The organism is Kluyvera georgiana ATCC 51603 (genome assembly GCF_001654985.1).
Taxonomy (GTDB): Bacteria; Pseudomonadota; Gammaproteobacteria; order Enterobacterales; family Enterobacteriaceae; genus Kluyvera; species Kluyvera georgiana.
On the sequence record NZ_LXEU01000035.1, the window covers coordinates 12,552 to 32,141 of the forward strand.

A 19,590-nucleotide genomic window follows, 5' to 3' on the forward strand; every position below is an offset into this window, starting at 1 on the left:
GGCAGGGCCGGTTGGCGCTGCCCTTTTTGCTATTATTCACCGTTGAAAGTTGCGGGCACCATGGACAAACATCTTATTCCTCAGGCCACGTCGCCCCTGGCTACGTGGCTTTCTTATCTGGAAAACCTCCATTCAAAAACCATCGATCTGGGGCTGGCGCGCGTCAGCCAGGTCGCGGGTTCGCTCGACGTGCTGCAGCCCGCGCCGTTTGTTTTCACCGTTGCGGGCACCAACGGCAAAGGCACCACTTGTCGAACGCTGGAAACCATTCTGATGGCGGCGGGCTACAAAGTGGGCGTTTACAGTTCCCCGCACCTGGTGCGCTATACCGAACGTGTCCGCATACAGGGAGAGGAGCTGGCAGAAAGCGCCCATACGTCTTCGTTTGCCGCGATTGAGGCGGCGCGTGGCGAGACCTCGTTAACCTATTTTGAGTACGGCACGCTCTCGGCGCTTTGGTTATTCAAGCAGCAAAATGTTGACGTAGCGATTCTCGAAGTGGGCCTCGGCGGGCGTCTGGACGCCACTAACATTGTCGATGCCAACGTCGCGGTAGTGACCAGTATCGCGCTGGACCATACCGACTGGCTCGGCCCGGATCGTGAAAGTATTGGCCGCGAAAAGGCGGGCGTGTTCCGCGGTGGGCGACCGGCGGTTGTGGGCGAACCGGATATGCCGCACACCATTGCTGATGTTGCACGAGAAAAGGGGGCGTTGCTGATGCAGCGTGGCGTCGACTGGAACTATACGGTTGAGGCTGAGCACTGGACCTTTAGCGACGCGCGGGGGGAACTGCGTCATCTTCCGCTGCCGAACGTCCCGCAACCGAATGCCGCCACCGCGCTAGCTGCGCTGCGCGCCAGTGGGCTTAAGGTGAGCGAAGAGGCTATCCGCGAGGGCATCGCCAGCGCGATTCTGCCGGGCCGATTCCAGACCATCCAACTGCAGCCTCGCGTGATTCTCGACGTTGCGCATAACCCGCATGCCGCAGGCTACCTTGCCGGGCGTCTCAAATCGCTGCCGAAAACCGGGCGAGTACTGGCGGTTATTGGTATGCTGCATGATAAGGACATTGCCGGTACGCTGGCCTGTCTGGAAAACGTCGTCGACAGCTGGTACTGTGCGCCTCTCGAAGGGCCGCGCGGTGCGACGGCCGAACAACTGCGCGAACATCTGCGCGCGGGGGCCGTGTATAGCAGCGTGGCGCAGGCGTGGCATGCCGCAATGGCGGACGCCGCGCCGGAAGATACGGTGCTGGTGTGTGGGTCTTTCCACACGGTAGCGCATGTGATGGAAGAGTTAGACGCGGGGAGTGCCGGTGGCAAGTAAGTTTCAAAACCGTCTTGTCGGGACAATTGTGTTAGTTGCTCTGGGCGTTATTGTGCTGCCAGGGCTGCTTGACGGGCAAAAAAAGCATTATCAGGATGAGTTTGCGGCTATCCCGCTGGTGCCTAAACCAGGCGATCGCGATGAACCGGATATGTTGCCGACGGCCACGCAGGCGTTGCCTGCACAGCCGCCGGAAGGCGCAGCGGAAGAAGTTCGCGCTGGCGATGCCGCGGCACCGTCGCTCGATTCCAGCCGTCTGGCGGTAAACGGTAACGGCGATCTGGAGCAGATCCCGCCAACGGCCGAACCGATAAAGCCAAAACCCGTAGAAAAACCGAAACCGCAGCCGAAGCCGGTGACGGATCAGGTTGCCGCCACCACGCCGCCGCCAAAAGCCGCGCCGGAAGAGAAACCGGCGCCGGTGGGTAAAGCCTACGTGGTGCAGCTCGGTGCGCTGAAGAACGCCGACAAGGTTAACGAAATTGTGGCCAGCCTGCGCGGCGCGGGCTATCACGCTTTCACGTCGCCTTCGACGCCGGTTCAGGGTAAAATCACCCGTATTCTGGTCGGCCCTGATGCCTCGAAAGATAAGCTGAAAGGTTCGCTTGGTGAGCTTAAACAGCTCTCGGGGCTGAGCGGTGTGGTGATGGGGTATACGCCGAACTAAGGCGTGGGGTTTTCCCCTCACCCCGGCCCTCTCCCCAAAGGGGCGAGAGAGTAAGTCGGCGCGAAGCTCATCGACGGCTCCCTACGGTCCCCTCTCCCCTCTGGGCAGAGGGTTAGGGTGAGGGGCCACAAACAACGCCGAAAGCGACCAGAAAAACGATGGCGTTGAATATTTTTTCAGCGCCATTTTTTATTTATGCCAGGGAAGGAAATCCCTACGCAAACGTTTTCTTTTTCTGTTAGAATGCGCCCGAACTGGATGACAGGGCGTAAAATCGTGGGACAAATATGGTCTGGATTGATTACGCCATTATCGCGGTGCTGGGCTTTTCTTGCTTAGTGAGCCTTATCCGTGGCTTCGTTCGTGAAGCGCTATCGTTGGTCACGTGGGGTTGTGCTTTTTACGTAGCCAGCCATTACTACACTGACCTGTCTGTCTGGTTTACGGGCTTTGAAGACGAACGGGTTCGAAATGGGATTGCTATTGCGGCGCTGTTTATCGCGACGCTCATCGTCGGCGCTATCGTCAACTACGTGATAGGTCAGCTGGTGGAGAAAACCGGTTTGTCGGGTACCGACAGGGTATTGGGCGTCTGCTTCGGCGCGCTGCGCGGGGTGCTGATTATCGCCGCTATCCTGTTCTTCCTCGACACCTTTACCGGTATGGCAAAAAGCGAAGACTGGCAGCAGTCGCAGTTTATTCCCTATTTTTCGCCGGTTATCAGATGGTTTTTTGAATACCTTCAAAGCTCGTCAAGTTTCTTGCCCAAAGTATAAGCTTTGGGTCGTTGCTTAACGAGGAAAAGACGTATGTGCGGTATTGTCGGTATCGCCGGTGTCATGCCGGTAAACCAGTCGATTTATGATGCGCTAACGGTGCTGCAGCACCGTGGACAGGATGCCGCTGGCATCATCACCATTGATGCCAACAACTGCTTCCGGTTGCGTAAGGCGAACGGTCTGGTGAGCGATGTCTTTGAAGCCCGCCACATGCAGCGTATGCAGGGCAATATGGGTATTGGCCACGTGCGTTACCCAACGGCGGGCAGCTCCAGCGCTTCTGAGGCCCAGCCTTTCTACGTGAACTCCCCGTACGGCATTACGCTGGCGCATAACGGTAACCTGACCAATGCGCACGAGTTACGTCAGAAGCTGTTTGAAGAAAAACGCCGCCACATCAACACCACCTCTGATTCCGAAATCCTGCTCAATATCTTCGCCAGCGAGCTGGATAACTTCCGCCATTATCCGCTGGAAGCCGACAACATCTTCGCCGCCATTGCCGCGACCAACCGCCAGATTCGCGGTGCGTACGCCTGCGTGGCGATGATTATCGGCCACGGCATGGTGGCTTTCCGCGACCCGAACGGTATCCGTCCGCTGGTGCTGGGTAAACGTGACGTGGGCGATGGCCGCACCGAGTACATGGTGGCCTCCGAAAGCGTGGCGCTGGATACCCTTGGCTTTGAATTCCTGCGTGATGTTGCGCCGGGCGAAGCGATTTACATCACCGAAAAAGGGCAGCTGTTTACCCGTCAGTGCGCCGATAACCCGGTCAGCAACCCGTGTCTGTTTGAGTACGTCTACTTTGCGCGTCCGGACTCCTTTATCGACAAAATCTCCGTCTACAGCGCCCGCGTGAACATGGGCACCAAGCTTGGCGAGAAGATTGCGCGCGAGTGGGAAGATTTGGATATCGACGTGGTCATTCCAATTCCGGAAACCTCCTGTGATATCGCGCTGGAAATCGCGCGTATTCTGGGTAAACCGTACCGCCAGGGGTTCGTGAAAAACCGCTATGTGGGCCGTACCTTTATCATGCCGGGCCAGCAGCTGCGTCGTAAATCTGTTCGCCGTAAGCTGAACGCCAACCGCGCCGAGTTCCGTGATAAGAACGTGCTGCTGGTGGATGACTCCATCGTGCGCGGCACCACCTCTGAGCAAATTATCGAGATGGCGCGCGAAGCCGGGGCGAAGAAGGTTTACCTGGCCTCTGCGGCACCGGAAATTCGTTTCCCGAACGTCTACGGTATCGATATGCCAACCGCTAATGAGCTGATTGCTCACGGGCGTGAAGTGGATGAGATTCGTCAGATCATCGGCGCCGACGGCCTTATCTTCCAGGATCTTGACGATCTGATTGACGCGGTGCGCGCAGAAAACCCGGATATTCAACAGTTTGAGTGTTCGGTATTTAACGGTGTGTACGTGACCAAAGACGTTGACCAGACCTATCTCGATTTCCTCGACTCGCTGCGTAACGACGATGCGAAAGCCGTTCAGCTGCAGAATGAAGTCGAGAATTTAGAGATGCATAACGAAGGGTAAGCGCTTTCTGGCGTCGCTGCGCTGGGGCGCGATGCCTTCCAGTTGCTGCTCAACGAAGAGAGCGAAAGGAACCTGCTATTGCCGGTTCGGCTGGTGGCGCGCGAAAGCTCGGTAACCGACGCCAGCGCATCACGGTTGCGTCTGGCGCCATAATCCGGCAAAGTTGGCGCCATTGGGGCAACAGGGCGGTCTGCGTGAAACGACTCATCATTGGAATCTCCGGCGCGAGCGGCGCCATTTACGGCGTGCGTATGCTTGAAGTGCTGCAATCTGTGCCGGATGTGGAAACGCATCTGGTGATGAGTCTGGCGGCGCGACAGACGCTGTCGCTGGAAACGGACCTGTCGCTGCGTGAGGTTCAGGCGCTGGCCGACGTGGTGCACGACGCGCGGGATATTGCCGCCAGCATCTCCTCCGGTTCATTCAAAACGGCAGGCATGGCGATATTACCCTGTTCCATTAAAACCCTTTCCGGCATCGTGAACAGCTACACTGACGGCCTGCTGACGCGTGCTGCTGACGTGGTGCTGAAGGAGCGTCGCCCGCTGGTGCTGTGCGTGCGTGAAACGCCGCTGCATCTGGGGCATTTGCGGCTGATGACTCAGGCTGCAGAGATAGGTGCCGTCATCATGCCGCCGGTGCCGGCGTTCTATCATCGACCGCAAACGCTGGATGATGTCATCAACCAGACCGTCAACCGGGTGCTCGATCAGTTCGATATCGCCTTGCCGGACGATCTGTTTACCCGCTGGGCGGGTGCCTGACCGCGCACGAAAAAGTGCACTTTATGTATCTTTTGCCCTGTTTCAGGGCAAATCTGTAACGCCGATCAAATCCTCGCTATTAAATCATCCCGATTGCGTTTTTGTGCTCGATTTATACGCTGCGGCTGATATCTTCCCTGATGTTCACCTCTTGTTATCTTATTGTTAATATATTTAACGTCGTTTGGTGTTAAGGCGAAAAATATGGCACAGAAGATGCAATGTCAGGTAGGCAAGCACAACACAACATAACTATATCGCAGTTAACAACATCACGATTTAATAGGGGAACGTATGAAGAAGACGGTTCTTGCTCTCTCTTTGCTGCTGGGTCTCAGCAGCGCCGCCAGCGTTTTTGCCGCACTGCCGCAGAGCATTCGCATCGGTACCGATACCACCTACGCACCGTTCTCATCGAAAGATGCCAAAGGCGATTTTATTGGCTTTGATATCGATCTGGGCAACGAAATGTGTAAACGCGCCAGCATCAAGTGCACCTGGGTGGGTAGCGACTTTGATGCGCTGATTCCTTCGCTGAAGGCGAAGAAAATCGATGCCATCATCTCTTCATTGTCCATCACGGAAAAGCGTCAGCAGGAGATTGCCTTCTCCGACAAGCTGTATGCCGCTGACTCTCGCCTGATTGCGGCGAAAGGCTCAGCCATTAAGCCGACGCTGGAGGCGCTGAAAGGTAAACATATCGGTGTTCTTCAGGGCTCGACCCAGGAAGCCTATGCCAATGAAAACTGGCGGAGTAAAGGCGTTGACGTGGTCGCCTATCAAAATCAGGACCTGATCTACTCAGACATGGCCGCCGGGCGTCTTGACGCTGCATTCCAGGACGAAGTGGCCGCCAGCGAAGGCTTCCTCAAACAACCCGCCGGGAAAGATTTTGACTTTGCCGGTCCGTCGGTAAAAGACAAGAAATACTTCGGCGACGGCACGGGCGTTGGGCTACGTAAAGACGACGTTGAGCTGAAAGCGGCGCTGGATAAAGCGCTGGCGGAACTGCGTGCCGATGGCACCTACGACAAAATGGCGAAGAAATACTTCAACTTTAACGTCTACGGCGACTAAACCGTCAGAAGTATCATCATGGTGCATATATTTTTGCGGTGCACCATGATGGTGCATTTTTTGCTCGAAAGTTGTGCGAGGTTGCATAATTAAGCATTTTTAATGAGAAAAAAGCCAGCCGGAAGGGCAGAATACTTTGCCTTGATGGGCCGAAAGATGGCACGATAACTGCTCAGATAATTTCTAAAAACCCACAAGAATTTCGGTCTGTTGAGGATGATTATGAAAAAACTGGCGTTGTCTTTTTCTCTGGTCTTAGCGCTTGCTTCTGCTTCCAGCGCATTTGCAGCAATTCCGCAAAAAGTACGTATCGGCACTGACCCAACGTACGCACCGTTCGAGTCGAAAAATGCCCAGGGTGAATTAGTGGGTTTTGACATTGATCTGGCAAAAGAGCTGTGTAAGCGCATCCAGACACAATGTACCTTCGTGGAGAACCCGCTGGACGCCCTGATCCCCTCGCTGAAAGCGAAGAAAATCGATGCCATCATGTCATCGCTGTCGATCACGGAAAAACGTCAGCAGGAAATCGCCTTTACCGACAAACTTTATGCCGCCGATTCGCGTCTGGTAGTGAAAAAAGGTTCCCCGGTTACCCCGGACCTCGCCACGCTGAAAGGCAAGCGCGTGGGCGTGCTGCAGGGCACCACCCAGGAAACCTACGGTAACGAGCACTGGGCGCCGAAAGGGATTGAAATCGTCTCCTACCAGGGCCAGGACAATATCTACTCTGACCTGACTGCCGGCCGTATTGACGCGGCGTTCCAGGACGAAGTGGCGGCGAGCGAAGGTTTCCTGAAACAGCCTATTGGCAAAGACTACCAGTTCGGTGGCCCGTCTATTAAAGACGAAAAGCTGTTTGGCGTCGGTACCGGTATGGGCCTGCGTAAAGACGATACCGAGCTGCTGAACGCGCTGAACAAGGCGTTTGCTGAAATGCGTGCCGATGGCACCTACGACAAGCTGGCGAAGAAGTACTTCGATTTTAACGTTTACGGCGAATAATCATCACGAGTAACCCATCGCTTCGCACGCACGGGGCGATGGGCGTAAAGACAGGACTGGCAGCATGCTGTACGGGTTTTCACAGGTAATTTTTCAGGGCGCCCTTGTCACCCTTGAGCTGGCTATCAGCTCAGTGGTTCTGGCCGTGCTTATTGGTCTGGTCGGCGCGGGAGCCAAGCTCTCCCGAAATCGCGTACTGGCGTTAATTTTTGAGGGCTACACCACGCTGATTCGTGGGGTTCCCGACTTAGTGCTGATGCTGCTGATCTTTTATGGTCTGCAGATGGTACTTAACCTTATCACCGACTCGCTCGGCATCGGGCAGTTTGATATTGACCCGATGATCGCCGGGATTATCACCCTTGGTTTCATTTACGGTGCCTATTTCACCGAAACCTTCCGCGGGGCCTTTATGGCCGTGCCGAAAGGGCATATTGAAGCCGCGACGGCCTTTGGTTTTACCGGCGGGCAAACCTTCCGTCGTATTCTTTTTCCGGCCATGATGCGTTACGCGTTGCCGGGGATTGGCAACAACTGGCAGGTGATCCTCAAAGCCACCGCGCTGGTGTCGCTGCTGGGGCTGGAAGATGTGGTCAAAGCGACCCAACTGGCCGGGAAGAGCACCTGGGAACCGTTCTATTTCGCCATCGTCTGTGGCTTGATTTATCTGCTGTTTACTACCGTTTCCAATGGCGTGTTGCTGCTGCTCGAACGCCGCTACTCCGTGGGCGTGAAGAGGGCTGACCTGTGATTGAGATTATTCAGGAGTACTGGAAAGCGCTGCTGTGGACCGACGGTTACCGCTTTACCGGCGTGGCGATCACCCTGTGGCTGCTGGTGCTGTCGGTGGTGATGGGCGGCATTATGGCGCTGTTTCTCGCTATTGCCCGCGTCTCAAGCAACAAATACATCAAGTTTCCGGTGTGGCTGTTCACCTATATTTTTCGCGGTACGCCGCTGTATGTGCAGCTGCTGGTGTTCTATTCCGGGATGTACACGCTGGAGATTGTCAAAGGCACCGAACTGCTGAACGCTTTTTTCCGCAGCGGCCTGAACTGTACGGTACTGGCCTTAACCCTTAACACCTGCGCCTACACCACCGAAATTTTCGCCGGGGCGATTCGCTCGGTGCCGGCGGGGGAAATCGAGGCCGCGCGCGCCTACGGCTTCTCATCGTTTAAGCTCTACCGCTGCATTATTCTGCCGTCGGCGCTGCGCATCGCGCTGCCCGCATACAGCAATGAGGTGATCCTGATGCTGCACTCGACGGCGTTGGCGTTCACCGCGACCGTTCCGGATCTGCTGAAGATTGCCCGCGATATCAACTCGGCAACCTATCAGCCGTTTACCGCTTTTGGAATTGCTGCGGTGCTCTATTTGATTATCTCCTATGTGCTGATTCGCCTGTTCCGCAAAGCGGAAAAGCGCTGGCTCCAGCATATGAAACCGACTTCTACGCACTGAGAACATGATGGCTGATAAAAAACTAAACGTAATCGACCTGCACAAACGCTACGGCGAGCACGAGGTGCTGAAGGGCGTGTCGCTGAAGGCTAACGCTGGCGACGTGATCAGCATTATCGGTTCGTCGGGCTCGGGTAAAAGTACTTTCCTGCGCTGTATTAACTTCCTCGAAAAGCCGAGTGAAGGCACGATTATCGTTAATGGGCAGAACATTGGTCTGGTGCGCGATAATGACGGTCAGCTCAAGGTAGCCGATAAAAACCAGCTGCGCCTGCTACGCACGCGCTTGACGATGGTCTTTCAGCACTTCAACCTGTGGAGCCACATGACGGTGCTGGAGAACGTGATGGAAGCCCCCATTCAGGTACTGGGCCTGAGCAAGCAGGAAGCGCGCGAGCGGGCGGTGAAGTATCTGGCAAAGGTGGGCATCGACGAACGGCAGCAGGGTAAGTATCCGGTGCATCTGTCCGGTGGCCAGCAGCAGCGTGTTTCCATCGCCCGCGCGCTGGCGATGGAGCCGGAAGTGCTGCTGTTTGACGAACCGACTTCCGCGCTGGACCCTGAGCTGGTGGGCGAGGTGCTGCGCATTATGCAGCAACTGGCGGAAGAGGGGAAAACCATGGTGGTGGTGACCCACGAAATGGGCTTTGCGCGCCATGTCTCTTCGCACGTCATTTTCCTCCATCAGGGGAAAATTGAAGAGGAAGGCAAACCGGAAGAGGTGTTCGGTAATCCGAAAAGCCCGCGTTTGCAGCAGTTCCTCAGCGGCGCACTAAAATAACCCTTCTCGCCCTCACGGATGAGTGAGGGCATTTTCCCGCCGATACACCCAATCGTCAAAATACTCGCCGTTTAACTGATAGGCTTTTTCCAACACCTGCGTGCGGACAAATCCGTGCTTTTCCAACAGATGCGCCGAACTCTGATTATCGCCCAGCACCCAGGCATTAATCGCCCACAGCGAAAGCGTGTGAAAGCCATAGTCGCAAATGGCCGCAAGCGCTTCGCTGGCGTAGCCCTTACCCTGCGCAGAAGGCAATAGCGCGTAACCGACATCCGCTTCGTGCGGATTTTTACTGCTGATACGCAGGCCAATATCGCCCAGCGGTGTGTCCTCAGCATCGCGGATCACGAAAATCCCGGCTTCCCGGCAGCGTGCATTAAATACCGTACGTATCGCCGCTTCATCCAGCACTTCGCCCATATAGCGCATCACTTCGCGGTTTTGTCGCAGCTGTAAAAAGAAGGGCCAGTCGTGTTCATTGAAGGGGGAAAGCTGTAGCCGTGAAGTGCTAATGATTGCCATAAGAGTGCCATTGCGCAAAATCGTAAGGGATAACCTTAGCACCAGAAAACGAGCGATAACAGCCTATTAACCGCGAGCCGCTGTGCGTTCCAGACCTTGAAAATAGTGCAGTACCGTATTGCTCTCAGTTGACGCGCGCAGCTGCAGTGCGAGATTGAGGCTATCCAGTGTGCGGGCATGGGCAACCACCGGCGATTGCGCAGGAATCCGCCCCTCGGCAACCAGCCACTCCACGACCGTTTGCCAACGCCATAGCGGAGAGTTGCCTTTCACGCGCTGTACAGGCCCGGGAAACTGGCCGCTTCCGCGCGCGCCGTCTTTGAGCAAGGCGATAGCCTGACGAGAAACGCCGGTCAGTTCTGCGATATCGCTCAGACCGACCAGCGCGGCGTCGACAGATTCAACGCGGGCATTCAACCCAGGGGCTGATTCAACGTCCTGAATAGCCGAGAGGATGGCATGTTCCAGGGAGTCGCTTTCACGGTCGAAGTCGAGGTACACGGCGGTACCGTAGAAGCAGATTAATGCGTCATCGCAGTGTGCCGCATATAAGGCGTCTTCCAGGCCGGGCGTGCTGATGGTGGCGCCGGAAAGCGTGAGTGTGAAGTTAAAGAGTGCCATTGTTCCCTGCCTCTGGTGCTATGAATGCTTTGGCTGACAATGGTCAACCATGCGCATGATTTGCCGCGCGTGATGAATCGGTACCGCTGGTGTCGACCAGATGCTCATCCTATGTTCGCGGTGTTCTGCGATACCGCACTTCAACCGCCCAAAGCAGTGAGCGCTACCGCTGCTGGTGCTAAATAGCCATCCGCGAGCCAACGCATAGGCAATGGCCGCTCTGATGTGTTTATCGGGATGTTCCTTCATCGCGTTGTTCCGGGGAGTATCAAACGAATGTTGACGAGCGTCAACAGTTTTGCGCCTCATCGCTGTGCGCATACCGTTAGGGCTTCACGGTTTGTGTCGCGCTGCGCTAATACTTGCAGCTAATGTGAGGCGGCTTCCAGATGAGGAGGGCCGGTGATAGCCAGGCGCTATCACCGGATAGACGCAAGCGGCGCTAGCCCAGAATATCGCCCAGCGCTTCCTCCAGATCGTACCAGCGGAAGGTAAATCCGGCGGCTTCCAGCCGTTTTGGCAGCGCGCGCTGACCGCCGAGAACCAGAACGGACGACTCTCCCATCAGCAGGCGGATAGCGGGGGCGGGAACGCGCAGAAAGGCCGGACGGTTTAAGACTTGCCCCAACGCGTGGGAAAACTGCTCGTTACGGACCGGGTAGGGAGAGACCATATTAAATGGACCGCGCAGATCGTTATCCAGCAGCCACAGGATGCCGTTGACCATATCGTCGATATGAATCCACGCCAGATACTGCCTGCCGTTGCCGATGGGGCCGCCGAGCCCAAGCTTAAACGGCGGCACCATTTTGCTTAGTATGCCTCCGTTGCGGGCCAGCACCACGCCGGTACGCAGCAGACAGACGCGGGTGCGGTCGCTCTGGGCGGTACAGGCGATTTGCTCCCAGCGGGCGCACAGCTTATGGGTGAATTCGTTGTGCGGCGGCTCTTCTTCCGTGACCACGACTTCGCCAAGATCGCCATAGTAGCCGGTGGCCGAGCCGGAAATCAGCACGTTCGGCGGCGTCTCACTCGCCTGAATGAGTTCGCTGATACGCTGGGTGATTACCCAGCGGCTCTCGCACAGCTTCTGCTTTTGCGCGTGGGTCCAGCGCTTGTCGGCAATGGGTTCACCAGCGAGGTTAATGACTGCATCAATACCGTCGAGGGTGGACACATTCTGCAGGCCAGGCCATATTTCGACGCGCGGGTCGAGCGTCTGGCGGGCTTTTTCCGGGGTACGGGTGACGACACATACCGTATGACCCAGCGTCAGCAAACGCGAAACTAAATGGCGGCCAATCAGCCCGGTGCCGCCGGTAAGCAGAATTTTCATACGACCTCCCGTAGGGGGCGCTTAGCGTTGCCAGCTTAGGGTGATTGACACCGAGTCGGCATAACGCAGCGCATGAAGTTTATCGACCTCCACTTCAGCATAAGTGACCCAGTGATGTTCGCGTGCGATATCGAGCACATCCTGAGTTAATTTTTCCAGCAAAGAGAAACGGTTATTCTCAACGTGACGAATAATATTTTTGGTGATGGTGCGGTAGTTCAGCGCATCGTTGATATCTTCGCTGCTGCGTGATTTCTCAGCCGGGTAGCGAATTTGCAGATTGATGACGATGTCCTGACGATTCGCGATCTCCTCTTCTTTGATGCCGATAAAGGTACGCAGGCGCAGGTTTTTGATGCGGATGACCGCGTCGGACTGAGACATTGCAGGTGTTCTCCTTATTTATTTTTGTCCACTTCATCATACACGAAAGCACCTGTCACGCGGCAAGGTCTGACGTAGGGATTGCTGATTGCAAAATCCTCATGTTGTGGGCAAGTGACATCCGTATAAAGACAAGCTATGTTGGCAAACAGTTGTTATGGACGCCGATTCGCGCCTGCGTCGTTCGCATTTCGTCTGCCCACCGTTGAGGAAACTATGAGCCAGCCCACTCTTACGCTTTGGTCCGATTCCGATTTCTTTTCGCCTTATGTGATGTCCGTTTACGTTGCCCTACAGGAGAAAGGACTGCCGTTTTCACTGAAAACCGTCAATCTCGATCTGGGCGAACATTTGCAGGCGGGCTGGCGCGGCTATGCGGCGACCCGTCGTGTTCCGCTGCTTGAGGTGGATGATTTTGTCCTGAGCGAATCTTCCGCGATCGCGGAATACCTCGATGAGCGCTTTGCGCCACCTGAGTGGGAACGGCTGTACCCCCACGACCCGCAAAAGCGCGCGCTTACCCGGCAGATTCAGGCATGGTTACGCAGCGACCTGGGACCTATCCGCGAAGAGCGCCCGACGTCGGTTATCTTTGCTGGCGAGAAAAAAGCACCGCTGACGGAGGCAGGACGTAAAAGCGCGGCTAAACTGTTTGACACCGCCAGCGCGCTGCTGGCGCATGGTCGCCCCAATTTGTTTGGCGAATGGTGTCTGGCGGATACCGACCTGGCGCTGATGCTTAACCGGCTGGTGTTCAGCGGCGACGCTGTGCCTGAACTGCTTGCTGACTATGCTGCCTTCCAATGGCAGCGCGCTTCAGTGCAGCGCTACGTGGCGCTTTCGGCAAAACGCGCAGGCTGAAAAAGTTGATGTAATCCATTATGATATTAGGGTTTATCATTGTGGGGATTTGATTAATGAAGCTGATGTTTGCATCGGATATTCATGGCTCCTTACCGGCCGCCGAACGGGTGCTGGCGCTCTTTGCCGAGAGCGGTGCACGCTGGCTGGTGATTCTGGGGGATGTGCTTAACCATGGGCCGCGTAACGCGCTACCGGAGGGCTATGCGCCGGCGCAGGTGGCAGAACGCCTCAATAGCGTTGCAGAGCGTATTATCGCCGTGCGCGGTAACTGCGATAGCGAAGTTGACCAGATGTTGCTGCAGTTTCCGATCACCGCGCCGTGGCAACAGGTGCTCACCGAACATCAGCGGCTATTTTTGACCCACGGGCATCTTTATGGACCAACGAATCTCCCGCCGCTGGCCGCGGGCGATGTGCTGGTTTATGGCCATACGCACCTTCCGGTGGCAGAAAAACGCGATGAGATATTCTTATTTAACCCCGGTTCAGTTAGCATTCCCAAGGGCGGTTTTGCTGCCAGCTATGGGCTGCTTGACGGGCATAAACTGCAAGTTTTAGCACTCAATGATCAACAGGTTATTGCAGAGGTTGCTATTAACCCGTAAGTTACCCATCAATCACAAAACGCGCCGTAAAGAGCGCTTTCAAGGTAAGGTTTTCGGATGGTCGAGCAGAATCATTTGGCAAGCACGGAATGGGTCGATATTGTCAGCGAAGACAATGAGGTCATCGCGCAAGCGAGCCGTGAACAGATGCGCGCGCAGTGCCTGCGTCACCGGGCAACCTATATCGTCGTGCACGACGGCATGGGCAAAATCCTGGTGCAACGCCGCACCGAAACGAAAGACTACCAGCCGGGTATGCTGGACGCCACCGCTGGGGGTGTCGTTCAGGCTGATGAGCCGCTGCTGGAGTCCGCTCGCCGCGAGGCGGAAGAGGAGCTGGGTATTGCTGGTGTGCCGTTTGCCGACCACGGGCAATTCTATTTTGAAGATAAGAACTGCCGCGTTTGGGGAAGCCTGTTCAGCTGCGTCTCGCACGGGCCGTTTGCCTTGCAGGAAGAAGAGGTGAGCGAAGTGTGCTGGATGACGCCGGAAGAGATTACCGCCCGTTGTGATGAATTTACCGATGACTCGCTGAAGGCGCTGGCGCTGTGGATGACGCGAAACGCCAACAACGAAGCCCACGTTGAGGAAGAAGCCGAGTAATTGCTAGCAGCTTTCCCTCATGCATAAGCTGGAGACGATGGTTTTCCTGTCGCTCCAGTCTCCTTCATTAAGGCGTTCCAGAAGCGCGCGTCCGGCCTCCAGGCCAATTTTATGATGCGGTACAGCCATGGTTGTCAACGGCGGTTGGCATACCCGGCTAACGTCGCTGTCGCCAAAGCCGACGACGGCTAAATCATCCGGTACTTTAATACGCCGACGTTGGCATTCATATAACACTCCACAGGCAAGCTCATCGGAAACACAGACCAGCGCATCCAGCTCCGGCCATGCCAGAATAAATTCGGGAAGCTGAGAGGCACCCGTGGAGAAGTTTGCGGGTAGGGCCGCGTTAATCACACGGGTGGGCGACATATGGTGGCGCAACATCGCTTTATACCATCCATGTAAATGCTGCTGAAAAATCCACTGCTCCTGGTTGGCGCACAGTAAACCAATGTTCTGATATCCGCGATGGATAAGCATCTCAGTCAGCTCGAACATGGCGGCTACGTTATCAATCCCAATATTCATATCGAGAGGATCGGTCCGCATTGCACCGATTTCCATGACCGGAATCGAGGCGTTCTTTAACCAGTGACGTACGGTGTCGCTATGTTCAACGCTAAGCAGTATGGCGGCGGCGATATTTGAGGCCAGCAGCGTTTCCAGCAACTTTTCTTCCTGTTCAAGACGATGTTGCGATTCTGCGAGCATGATTTGATAGCCTGCCGGCTGCAATATCTGCTGAAGCCCGGCAAACATGGCGGAACAGCCCGCCTCGGCAAGATTGGGCACCACCATGGCGATGGTCTTCGAAGAGGCAGATGCCAGCGCGCTGGCAGCGAGGTTGGGCATATACCCGAGTTCTGCAACCGCCGCTTCGATTTTTTCTCGTAGCTTATCGGAGACCTGTTCCGGCGTGCGAAGCGCGCGGGACACGGTCATTGTGCCGACGCCAGCTAATTGAGCAACATCGGCGATCGTCACCTTGCCGGTACTCCGCCGTTTTCGGGTAAGAGACATACATATTCCTGCTAAACAGACGTTTTTTATTGTCATCCATTGCTTCGTATGTCAGGGAGTATACGCCCTAAACGGGAAATTTTTCTGCGTTTTCATGTGATGATTGCGAAATGATAGCGCTATCACAAATCTGCGTGTTCTCGATTGATAGCGCTATCTTTGTGAGCGCAGTCTCAGATAACTGTCGTCTGCTTGCATAAAGTTTGCCCATCTTTTGCGAAAAGACGAGGGATAAAATGCTCAATACCTGGATCTCCGATGCCACAATTACGCTGCAACAGCGTGTCGATGACTGGTCGCAGGCGTTGGATATCTGCGCCCGGCCGCTGCTGGAAGCGGGCGTGATTGAAAAAAAATACGTGGCGGCCATCGTGGAACAGCACCATAAGCTGGGGCCGTACTATGTGTTGGCGCCGGGTTTGGCTATGCCTCATGCGCGGCCAGAAGAAGGCGCCAACGGCTTAGGGCTGTCGCTGCTGAAATTGCAGCAGGGCGTATCATTTGGTTGTGAAGAATTCGATCCTGTGGACCTCGTTATTATGCTGGCGGCACCGGATAAGCATAGCCATATTGAAATGATCTCTGCGCTGGCAGAATTATTTTCCAGCGACGAAGATATGCATAAATTACATCAGGCAACCCGTCTCGAGGAGATTAAAACTATCATCGCACGTTTCTAATTTATTTATACAATCCGACTTATAGCACATTACGCGCCTGCGTGATGGGAATGCACTCTACCCAAAAGGTGACAATAATGAAAATTATGGCAATTTGCGGTTCTGGCCTGGGCAGTAGTTTTATGGTTGAGATGAATATTAAAAAAGTGCTTAAAAAGCTCGAAATAGAGGCTGAGGTGGAGCACTCTGATCTGTCATCCGCTACCCCAGGAGCGGCTGACTTATTCGTGATGGCCAAAGACATCGCCGCCAGCGCGAGCGTGCCGGAGAGCCAACTGGTGGTCATTACTAACATCATCGATATTAACGAACTCGAAGCGCAGCTGCGCGCCTGGTTTGCCAAACAATAATTCTTTATAGCGAGGCGGATATGTTTATCCTTGAAACGCTGAATTTTGTTGTTGATATACTCAAAGTGCCTTCGGTGTTGGTCGGGCTAATTGCGCTAATTGGTCTGGTGGCACAAAAAAAATCTTTTTCCGATGTTGTGAAGGGAACGATTAAAACTATCCTGGGATTTATTGTCCTGGGCGGCGGGGCGACAGTATTAGTTGGCTCATTGAATCCACTAGGAGGGATGTTTGAACACGCCTTTAACATTCAAGGGATTATTCCAAATAATGAGGCGATTGTTTCTATTGCGCTTGAGAAGTACGGCGCGTCAACGGCGTTAATTATGGCATTTGGTATGGTCGCGAATATTCTGGTCGCCCGTTTTACGCGCCTGAAATATATCTTCCTGACCGGCCATCATACCTTCTATATGGCCTGCATGATCGGCGTAATCCTGACCGTTGCGGGTTTCGACGGTATCGGACTGGTCTTTACCGGCTCGCTGATCCTCGGCCTGGTCATGGCATTCTTCCCGGCGCTGGCACAGCGTTATATGAAGCGTATTACCGGCACCGATGACATCGCCTTCGGCCACTTCGGTACGTTGGGCTATGTGCTTTCGGGCTGGATCGGCAGCGTCTGTGGTAAAGGGTCGCGTTCGACCGAAGAGATGAACCTGCCAAAGAACCTGAGTTTTCTGCGTGACAGCTCTATCTCCATTTCACTGACCATGATGATTATCTACCTGATCATGGCGGTCAGCGCAGGGCGTGAATATGTTGAAAGCACCTTCAGCGGCGGTCAGAACTATCTCGTCTACGCCATCATTATGGCGATCACCTTTGCTGCCGGTGTATTCATCATCCTGCAAGGGGTTCGCCTGATTCTGGCGGAGATCGTACCGGCGTTTACCGGTTTCTCGGAAAAGCTGGTGCCGCATGCACGCCCGGCGCTGGATTGCCCGGTGGTGTATCCCTACGCCCCTAACGCGGTATTAATTGGTTTCTTGTTCAGCTTCCTGGGGGGACTCGTTGGGCTGTTCCTGTGTGGGCAGTTTAAGTGGGTGCTGATTTTACCCGGCGTGGTGCCGCACTTCTTTACCGGCGCGACGGCCGGCGTGTTTGGCAATGCCACCGGTGGTCGACGCGGCGCGATGATTGGCGCGTTTGCTAACGGTCTGCTGATCACCTTCCTGCCTGTGCTGCTCTTGCCAGTACTGGGGGCGATTGGCTTTGCCAATACGACCTTCTCGGATGCTGATTTTGGCGTTGTCGGTATTGTGCTGGGGAACCTGGCCCGCTACCTGTCGCCGTTTGCTATTACGGGCCTGGTCGTCGCCTTGTTTGCACTACTGGTGGCGTACAACGTTTTTGCGAAAAAGAAATCTGTGGGCGGTAGCGCGCAGGAGAACAACGGGGCTAAATCATGAATGTGAAAGAAGTGCGCGCACTGGCGCGTGAGATTCGCGTGGAAACCCTGAAATCGCTGACCAATCTGGGGTTCGGCCATTACGGCGGCAGCATGTCGGTGGTGGAAACGCTGGCCGTGCTGTACGGCGCGGTAATGAAAATTGACCCGGCAGACCCAGACTGGCCAGAACGGGACTATTTTGTGCTGTCGAAAGGGCACGCCGGCCCGGCGCTCTACAGTACGCTGGCGATTAAGGGATATTTCCCGATTGAGGAGCTGAGCACGCTGAACCAAAACGGAACGCGGCTCCCGAGTCATCCGGACAGGCTCAAAACGCGCGGCGTGGATGCGACGACGGGGTCGTTGGGGCAGGGGATTTCCATCGCGGCGGGGATGGCGCTCTCGCATCAACTGGCGGGGCGCGCGAATCGTGTTTTCTGCATCGTGGGGGATGGCGAACTGAATGAGGGGCAGTGCTGGGAGGCGTTCCAGTTTATTGCCCATCATCGTCTGAATAACCTGACCGTCTTTGTCGACTGGAACAAGCTGCAGCTTGACGGCAAGCTGGATGACATTATCTGTCCTTTCAACCTTGACGAAAAATTCCGTGCCTTTGGTTTTGACGTGGTGACCGTAAAAGGCGATGACATCCCAGGGCTGCTGGCGGCGGTACAGCCGGTGCCGCCTGTTGATGCTCGCCCACGGATGGTGATCCTCGATAGCGTCAAAGGCCAGGGGGTGCCCTATCTCGAGAATCTCGCCAATAACCACCATTTACGCCTGACGGATGAGATGAAAGAGACGATAAACGAGAGCATTCGCCAACTGGAGACTGAACATGATTAAGGTTGCCCCTGCAGGACAAAAAGACGCTCTGGAAATGCGTAAAGTATACGCCGGATTTGTTGCCCAGCAGATTGCCGAGGGCAGCCCGATCATCGCGCTGGAAGCTGACCTGATGAGCTCTATGGCGATGGACAGCGTTGCCCGCGAGTATCCGCAACATGTGATCAACTGCGGTATTATGGAAGCGAACGTGATTGGCACCGCCGCCGGGCTATCGCTCACCGGACGTAAGCCGTTTGTTCACACATTCACCGCATTCGCCAGCCGCCGCTGCTTTGACCAACTGTTTATGTCGCTGGATTATCAGCGCAATAACGTCAAGGTGATTGCCTCTGATGCCGGCGTAACCGCCTGTCATAACGGTGGTACGCATATGTCTTTTGAGGATATGGGGATTGTCCGCGGTCTGGCGCATTCGGTGGTACTTGAAGTCACCGATGCGGTGATGTTTGAGGATATTCTGCGTCAGCTCATCAACCTCGACGGTTTTTACTGGCTGCGTACCATCCGCAAGCAGGCGCCGAGCGTGTATGCGCCGGGGTCAACCTTTACCATCGGCAAGGGCAACGTGCTGCGCGAAGGTAGTGATATTACGCTGATTGCCAACGGTATTATGGTGACAGAGGCGCTGGAAGCGGCACGCCAGCTTGAGCAGCTTGGGGTCAGCGCGGCGGTGATCGACATGTTCACCCTTAAGCCTATCGACAAAATGCTGGTAAAAAACTATGCGGAAAAAACCGGGCGTATCGTGACCTGTGAAAATCACAGCATCCATAACGGCCTGGGTTCGGCGGTGGCGGAAGTGCTTGTCGAAACGTGTCCCGTACCGATGCGGCGGGTGGGGGTAAAAGAACGCTACGGTCAGGTGGGAACGCAGGACTTTTTACAGAAAGAATATGGCCTGACTGCGCATGATATTGTGTCGGCAGCGCGAGAGCTGCTGTAA

24 protein-coding genes are annotated in these 19,590 nt (G+C 55.2%); 18 read left to right on the forward strand and 6 right to left on the reverse strand.

The annotated features are described in order from the left end of the window. The first annotated feature begins 60 nt into the window (after positions 1-60). The 10 genes from folC to hisP all read left to right on the forward strand — a co-directional run bounded on the left by folC (position 61) and on the right by hisP (position 9,414). Complete coding sequence (gene folC, locus M989_RS07345; protein ID WP_064543813.1) at positions 61-1,329, forward strand: bifunctional tetrahydrofolate synthase/dihydrofolate synthase; 1,269 nt, start codon at positions 61-63, stop codon at positions 1,327-1,329. Next, positions 1,319-1,996, forward strand: a complete 678-nt coding sequence (gene dedD / locus M989_RS07350) for a cell division protein DedD (protein WP_064543858.1) — start codon at positions 1,319-1,321, stop codon at positions 1,994-1,996. The genes folC and dedD overlap by 11 nt, the downstream gene beginning before the upstream one ends. A gap of 287 nt (positions 1,997-2,283) precedes the next feature. After that, the gene (gene cvpA, locus M989_RS07355) at positions 2,284-2,772 is read left to right on the forward strand and encodes a colicin V production protein (protein ID WP_064543815.1); all 489 of its coding nucleotides are present in this window, start codon (positions 2,284-2,286) and stop codon (positions 2,770-2,772) included. A 33-nt stretch (positions 2,773-2,805) separates the two neighbouring features. Next, complete coding sequence (purF, locus tag M989_RS07360) at positions 2,806-4,323, forward strand: amidophosphoribosyltransferase (protein WP_064543817.1); 1,518 nt, start codon at positions 2,806-2,808, stop codon at positions 4,321-4,323. 194 nt (positions 4,324-4,517) lie between these two features. Then, complete coding sequence (locus tag M989_RS07365) at positions 4,518-5,087, forward strand: UbiX family flavin prenyltransferase (RefSeq protein ID WP_064543820.1); 570 nt, start codon at positions 4,518-4,520, stop codon at positions 5,085-5,087. 294 nt (positions 5,088-5,381) lie between these two features. After that, positions 5,382-6,164: a lysine/arginine/ornithine ABC transporter substrate-binding protein ArgT gene (argT, locus tag M989_RS07370; protein WP_064543822.1), complete on the forward strand. Its 783-nt coding sequence runs from the start codon at positions 5,382-5,384 to the stop codon at positions 6,162-6,164. Positions 6,165-6,386: 222 nt separating this feature from the next. Next, positions 6,387-7,169: a histidine ABC transporter substrate-binding protein HisJ gene (gene hisJ / locus M989_RS07375; RefSeq protein ID WP_064543824.1), complete on the forward strand. Its 783-nt coding sequence runs from the start codon at positions 6,387-6,389 to the stop codon at positions 7,167-7,169. A 64-nt stretch (positions 7,170-7,233) separates the two neighbouring features. Then, on the forward strand, positions 7,234-7,920 hold the full coding sequence (locus tag M989_RS07380) for a histidine ABC transporter permease HisQ (RefSeq protein ID WP_064543826.1): 687 nt from the start codon (positions 7,234-7,236) through the stop codon (positions 7,918-7,920). Beyond that, complete coding sequence (locus tag M989_RS07385; RefSeq protein ID WP_064543828.1) at positions 7,917-8,633, forward strand: ABC transporter permease; 717 nt, start codon at positions 7,917-7,919, stop codon at positions 8,631-8,633. The genes M989_RS07380 and M989_RS07385 overlap by 4 nt, the downstream gene beginning before the upstream one ends. A gap of 7 nt (positions 8,634-8,640) precedes the next feature. Next, positions 8,641-9,414 carry a histidine ABC transporter ATP-binding protein HisP gene (gene hisP / locus M989_RS07390; protein ID WP_064543830.1) on the forward strand — a complete coding sequence of 258 codons (774 nt, stop codon included), beginning with the start codon at positions 8,641-8,643 and terminating at the stop codon, positions 9,412-9,414. 12 nt (positions 9,415-9,426) lie between these two features. On the opposite strand, the gene M989_RS07395 is transcribed toward hisP, so the two are convergent. The 5 genes from M989_RS07395 to folX all read right to left on the reverse strand — a co-directional run bounded on the left by M989_RS07395 (position 9,427) and on the right by folX (position 12,280). Continuing rightward, positions 9,427-9,939 (reverse strand): GNAT family N-acetyltransferase, encoded by a 513-nt coding sequence (locus M989_RS07395; RefSeq protein WP_064543832.1) that lies wholly within the window; start codon positions 9,937-9,939, stop codon positions 9,427-9,429. Positions 9,940-10,005: 66 nt separating this feature from the next. Further along, positions 10,006-10,560: a helix-turn-helix transcriptional regulator gene (locus M989_RS07400; protein ID WP_064543834.1), complete on the reverse strand. Its 555-nt coding sequence runs from the start codon at positions 10,558-10,560 to the stop codon at positions 10,006-10,008. A gap of 18 nt (positions 10,561-10,578) precedes the next feature. Continuing rightward, positions 10,579-10,809, reverse strand: a complete 231-nt coding sequence (locus M989_RS24480; RefSeq protein ID WP_074398753.1) for a hypothetical protein — start codon at positions 10,807-10,809, stop codon at positions 10,579-10,581. A 193-nt stretch (positions 10,810-11,002) separates the two neighbouring features. Beyond that, on the reverse strand, positions 11,003-11,896 hold the full coding sequence (locus M989_RS07405) for a TIGR01777 family oxidoreductase (protein WP_064543836.1): 894 nt from the start codon (positions 11,894-11,896) through the stop codon (positions 11,003-11,005). A 21-nt stretch (positions 11,897-11,917) separates the two neighbouring features. After that, on the reverse strand, positions 11,918-12,280 hold the full coding sequence (folX, locus tag M989_RS07410) for a dihydroneopterin triphosphate 2'-epimerase (RefSeq protein ID WP_064543838.1): 363 nt from the start codon (positions 12,278-12,280) through the stop codon (positions 11,918-11,920). A 216-nt stretch (positions 12,281-12,496) separates the two neighbouring features. Here folX and yfcF point away from each other — a divergent pair, with 216 nt between their 5' ends. Genes yfcF through yfcD form a run of 3 tightly spaced genes read left to right on the forward strand, consistent with a single transcriptional unit; the run spans position 12,497 to position 14,352 of the window. After that, positions 12,497-13,141: a glutathione transferase gene (gene yfcF, locus M989_RS07415; protein WP_064543840.1), complete on the forward strand. Its 645-nt coding sequence runs from the start codon at positions 12,497-12,499 to the stop codon at positions 13,139-13,141. Between the two features lie 56 nt (positions 13,142-13,197). Then, the gene (gene yfcE, locus M989_RS07420; protein ID WP_064543843.1) at positions 13,198-13,749 is read left to right on the forward strand and encodes a phosphodiesterase; all 552 of its coding nucleotides are present in this window, start codon (positions 13,198-13,200) and stop codon (positions 13,747-13,749) included. Positions 13,750-13,806: 57 nt separating this feature from the next. Next, the gene (gene yfcD / locus M989_RS07425) at positions 13,807-14,352 is read left to right on the forward strand and encodes an NUDIX hydrolase YfcD (RefSeq protein ID WP_064543845.1); all 546 of its coding nucleotides are present in this window, start codon (positions 13,807-13,809) and stop codon (positions 14,350-14,352) included. A gap of 3 nt (positions 14,353-14,355) precedes the next feature. On the opposite strand, the gene M989_RS07430 is transcribed toward yfcD, so the two are convergent. After that, positions 14,356-15,375 carry a LacI family DNA-binding transcriptional regulator gene (locus tag M989_RS07430; RefSeq protein ID WP_064543847.1) on the reverse strand — a complete coding sequence of 340 codons (1,020 nt, stop codon included), beginning with the start codon at positions 15,373-15,375 and terminating at the stop codon, positions 14,356-14,358. 236 nt (positions 15,376-15,611) lie between these two features. Between M989_RS07430 and M989_RS07435 the strand changes: the two genes are divergently transcribed. The 5 genes from M989_RS07435 (at position 15,612) to M989_RS07455 (ending at position 19,590) form a co-directional block, all read left to right on the forward strand. Next, positions 15,612-16,055: a PTS sugar transporter subunit IIA gene (locus M989_RS07435; protein ID WP_064543849.1), complete on the forward strand. Its 444-nt coding sequence runs from the start codon at positions 15,612-15,614 to the stop codon at positions 16,053-16,055. A gap of 77 nt (positions 16,056-16,132) precedes the next feature. After that, positions 16,133-16,405: a PTS sugar transporter subunit IIB gene (locus M989_RS07440; protein ID WP_041146575.1), complete on the forward strand. Its 273-nt coding sequence runs from the start codon at positions 16,133-16,135 to the stop codon at positions 16,403-16,405. Between the two features lie 20 nt (positions 16,406-16,425). Beyond that, positions 16,426-17,817, forward strand: coding sequence for a PTS ascorbate transporter subunit IIC (locus M989_RS07445; protein ID WP_064543851.1), 1,392 nt, complete (start codon positions 16,426-16,428; stop codon positions 17,815-17,817). Continuing rightward, on the forward strand, positions 17,814-18,644 hold the full coding sequence (locus tag M989_RS07450; protein ID WP_064543853.1) for a transketolase: 831 nt from the start codon (positions 17,814-17,816) through the stop codon (positions 18,642-18,644). Before M989_RS07445 ends, M989_RS07450 begins: the two co-directional genes overlap by 4 nt. Next, the gene (locus M989_RS07455) at positions 18,637-19,590 is read left to right on the forward strand and encodes a transketolase family protein (protein ID WP_064543855.1); all 954 of its coding nucleotides are present in this window, start codon (positions 18,637-18,639) and stop codon (positions 19,588-19,590) included. Before M989_RS07450 ends, M989_RS07455 begins: the two co-directional genes overlap by 8 nt.

Coding starts and splice junctions, on each gene's coding strand:
- argT (WP_064543822.1), top strand. CDS start 5,382: ATGAAGAAGACGGTTCTTGCTCTCTCTTTGCTGCTGGGTCTCAGCAGC.
- folC (WP_064543813.1), top strand. CDS start 61: ATGGACAAACATCTTATTCCTCAGGCCACGTCGCCCCTGGCTACGTGG.
- yfcE (WP_064543843.1), top strand. CDS start 13,198: ATGAAGCTGATGTTTGCATCGGATATTCATGGCTCCTTACCGGCCGCC.
- hisP (WP_064543830.1), top strand. CDS start 8,641: ATGGCTGATAAAAAACTAAACGTAATCGACCTGCACAAACGCTACGGC.
- cvpA (WP_064543815.1), top strand. CDS start 2,284: ATGGTCTGGATTGATTACGCCATTATCGCGGTGCTGGGCTTTTCTTGC.
- yfcD (WP_064543845.1), top strand. CDS start 13,807: ATGGTCGAGCAGAATCATTTGGCAAGCACGGAATGGGTCGATATTGTC.
- folX (WP_064543838.1), bottom strand. CDS start 12,280: ATGTCTCAGTCCGACGCGGTCATCCGCATCAAAAACCTGCGCCTGCGT.
- hisJ (WP_064543824.1), top strand. CDS start 6,387: ATGAAAAAACTGGCGTTGTCTTTTTCTCTGGTCTTAGCGCTTGCTTCT.
- M989_RS24480 (WP_074398753.1), bottom strand. CDS start 10,809: ATGAAGGAACATCCCGATAAACACATCAGAGCGGCCATTGCCTATGCG.
- yfcF (WP_064543840.1), top strand. CDS start 12,497: ATGAGCCAGCCCACTCTTACGCTTTGGTCCGATTCCGATTTCTTTTCG.
- M989_RS07435 (WP_064543849.1), top strand. CDS start 15,612: ATGCTCAATACCTGGATCTCCGATGCCACAATTACGCTGCAACAGCGT.
- M989_RS07430 (WP_064543847.1), bottom strand. CDS start 15,375: ATGTCTCTTACCCGAAAACGGCGGAGTACCGGCAAGGTGACGATCGCC.
- M989_RS07380 (WP_064543826.1), top strand. CDS start 7,234: ATGCTGTACGGGTTTTCACAGGTAATTTTTCAGGGCGCCCTTGTCACC.
- purF (WP_064543817.1), top strand. CDS start 2,806: ATGTGCGGTATTGTCGGTATCGCCGGTGTCATGCCGGTAAACCAGTCG.
- M989_RS07455 (WP_064543855.1), top strand. CDS start 18,637: ATGATTAAGGTTGCCCCTGCAGGACAAAAAGACGCTCTGGAAATGCGT.
- M989_RS07440 (WP_041146575.1), top strand. CDS start 16,133: ATGAAAATTATGGCAATTTGCGGTTCTGGCCTGGGCAGTAGTTTTATG.
- M989_RS07395 (WP_064543832.1), bottom strand. CDS start 9,939: ATGGCAATCATTAGCACTTCACGGCTACAGCTTTCCCCCTTCAATGAA.
- M989_RS07445 (WP_064543851.1), top strand. CDS start 16,426: ATGTTTATCCTTGAAACGCTGAATTTTGTTGTTGATATACTCAAAGTG.
- M989_RS07405 (WP_064543836.1), bottom strand. CDS start 11,896: ATGAAAATTCTGCTTACCGGCGGCACCGGGCTGATTGGCCGCCATTTA.
- M989_RS07400 (WP_064543834.1), bottom strand. CDS start 10,560: ATGGCACTCTTTAACTTCACACTCACGCTTTCCGGCGCCACCATCAGC.
- M989_RS07450 (WP_064543853.1), top strand. CDS start 17,814: ATGAATGTGAAAGAAGTGCGCGCACTGGCGCGTGAGATTCGCGTGGAA.